This is a genomic window from Actinomyces bouchesdurhonensis (genome assembly GCF_900128465.1).
Lineage (GTDB): Bacteria > Actinomycetota > Actinomycetes > Actinomycetales > Actinomycetaceae > Pauljensenia > Pauljensenia bouchesdurhonensis.
Genome location: NZ_LT635869.1, coordinates 266348 through 268542 on the forward strand (window position 1 = coordinate 266348; position 2195 = coordinate 268542).

Genomic DNA, 2195 nt, shown 5'->3' on the forward strand with positions numbered 1-2195 from the left:
CACGCGGAGTAGCCGCGGCGGAGTAGGTGCGGGCGCGCAACGGAGGACTAGGCCCGGCGGGGCACCCAAGCACGGCACGCGCGGCGCAGTAGGCAAGACGCTGCGCACGACATCCGGGCACACGGCATCCGGGCGCACAACAGAGTAGACGCGGCGAGCCCCATCAATTCCGCACGTAATTTGGATACCCTTACTTTTCTTAGCCCCTTAGAAAACCGCAGAATTTCAACAATCCGGTTTCAAAGCTTTAAGTATTCGCGAGGGAATTACGTGCGACTTTAAGAAGGGACGCACAATCAAGGGAGCATTACACCGTCTCCCAGCTAGTGCAATGCTCCCTCAACGGTGCAACACCACTGAGGAACAAGCCCAAACACGGCGGGACGACTAACGAGGCACACAATGCACCACTTGGGTAGGGATGACACTACCTAGCGCACCGCACCACTTGCTAGCTAGTGCGCTGCTCCTCTCAGTGGGGCAACGCCTCTGAGCACAAGTCCGAACGCGGCCCACACCACAACCACACACCAGGCAGTAACCGCCCCGTTACAGGGCGCTGCACCCGTTATGTGGCGCTGCACCTCTTACGTGGCGCTGCACCCGATCAGAACGGGTGCATTGCCTACGGATCGGGTGCATTGCCTACGGATCGGGTGCATTGCCTACGGATCGGGTGCAGCGCCCACACTCACAAGCCCAACCGCGGCGAGCATCCGGCAGCCCGCAGCCTACGCCCCGCCACCGTCCGCACATTCACCAATTCCGCACGTAATTCCCTGACGGCCACACGCAACAACACCCCAGAAACCGCAGGATTTCAACGTTCTGACTTCAAAAGTTGAAACACGCGCAGGGGAATTACGTGCGAAATTTGGGGGACACACCCGGACGGACACTCAGCTCACCATCCGTGAACCACACCTCCAACAGACACCCCCCGCAGCCGTGAGGCTGCGGGGGTGCAAAGTTGGGTGACGCGCTCACTACAAGTCATTCGCCGACGAAATGCTGCGACGACGGGACATCAACGACACCCGCACAGGCCAAAACGACGGAACATCAACAACGCCAGCGAATACCGCGACGACGAAACCTCAACGACATCAGCAGATGTCGGCACGGGGGCTCAGAAGCTCAGCGGCCCTCGAGGTAGCTCTTGGCCGCGACCAGGACCTGCTCCCACATGCCGATCGCGTCCTCGTACGCCTGGCGGGCCTCGGCCTCGTCGTCGGAGACGGACGCCAGGCCGGACTCCTCGACGTGGATGGCGACGCCGCCGCGCTCCTCGGAGAGGGAGACCTCGACGCGGGTCGCGTACTCGTCGGGCAGCTCGTCGTCGGCGAGCGGGTACCAGCGGAAGGCCACGACGTCCATGGGGTCTTCGTCGGCCTTCTCGATCAGCCAGTCGCCGGCGTCCGGGTCGCTCACGCGGTAGAGGCCGTCGTCGCCGAAGCTCACCTCGTGATCGCCCAGCGGGCCGTCGTTGACCCACCAGCCAGGTTCGGACACGAGCGCCCACGCGGCCTCAATGTCGCAGTTCACGACCACGTCTGTGGAGACGCGATCCAGATCATCCTCGACGTCAGTGTCGGAAGTCGTATCAAAGAAGCTCATACCTCAACGGTACCGTTTCACGCGCGCCCCGGCATGTGATCGGGACAGCAAACAAATCCATTGGTGAGGGTGTGGTCACAGTGTCGTCCCATGTTGCTCGTCCTTGGCACACGATGGCACGCGACGAGGCCGTGGCAGACCCACCGGAGATGGCGGGGCCGGCCACGGCCTCGTGCGTGGAGGGGCGCTCAGGCGAGGCGCGTGATGCGGTAGCGCCAGTCCACGGGGCCTGCCTGAAGGGTTTCGACGCGGTAGTGCTGCGTCGAGTCCTGCAGGTGCGCGAACAGCGGCTCGGGCTGGTGGGGCGCACAGATCTGGAGGTTTTCGCCGACGGGCAGGTTGTCGACGGCGGCGAAGAGGACCGCGTGGCGCACGACGCGGGGGATGGAGTGGATGACGAGCTCGTCCGCGCCTGGGCGGTGGATGACGCCGGCGCCGCCCGCGTGGACCTTGCCGTGTCCGCCGCCGTGTCCGCCGCAACCGCAGCCCCCCGCCGTGGAGGTGATGGGCTCGGCGGCCATCTCGCGGGGGCGCTCGGCGGGGGCCTCAGGGGCCTGGGCGCCGTGGCCTCCGCAACC

At 64.7% G+C, this 2195-nt stretch carries 2 protein-coding genes; both read right to left on the bottom strand.

The genetic code is table 11. From position 1 onward, the window contains the following. Positions 1-1137: 1137 nt before the first annotated feature. Complete coding sequence (locus BQ7477_RS09635; protein WP_073983721.1) at positions 1138-1617, bottom strand: SRPBCC family protein; 480 nt, start codon at positions 1615-1617, stop codon at positions 1138-1140. Positions 1618-1805: 188 nt separating this feature from the next. Next, positions 1806-2195 (bottom strand): DUF2249 domain-containing protein (locus BQ7477_RS09640; protein ID WP_129582572.1); only part of this gene is annotated, 390 nt, incomplete at its 5' end.

Coding starts and splice junctions, on each gene's coding strand:
- BQ7477_RS09635 (WP_073983721.1), bottom strand. CDS start 1,617: ATGAGCTTCTTTGATACGACTTCCGACACTGACGTCGAGGATGATCTG.